This window comes from Pseudomonas sp. SIMBA_067 (assembly GCF_046534675.1).
Lineage (GTDB): Bacteria > Pseudomonadota > Gammaproteobacteria > Pseudomonadales > Pseudomonadaceae > Aquipseudomonas > Aquipseudomonas putida.
In genome coordinates this window covers 1-255 of record NZ_JAWRYH010000840.1, presented here as the reverse complement: position 1 = coordinate 255, position 255 = coordinate 1, and the positions used below count along the sequence as shown (strand labels likewise).

General features: G+C 67.8%; 1 pseudogene. It reads right to left on the bottom strand.

The features are described from left to right. Positions 1–255 (bottom strand): annotated as a pseudogene (locus SB765_RS31555) (1-aminocyclopropane-1-carboxylate deaminase); the annotation flags it as partial.

The window sequence follows — 255 nt, the reverse complement described above, 5'->3', positions numbered from 1 at the left end:
ACCGCGTCGGCCTTGCAGGCCACCGGTGTGCAGCACGATCAGGCGGGTGCCGGGCGGGAATACGCCGGCCTCGACCTGCTCACGCAGCGCCAGCAAGGCCTTACCGGTGTAGAGCGCTTCGAGCGGCACGCCGGTGCTGCGCTCGCAGGCGTCGATGAACCCCAGCAGTTCGTCGTCGACCCGGGCAAAGCCGCCCCGGCAGGCATCGTGCAGCCTATAACCACTGTCTCCTACCAGTTGGCTCACATTCTCCGC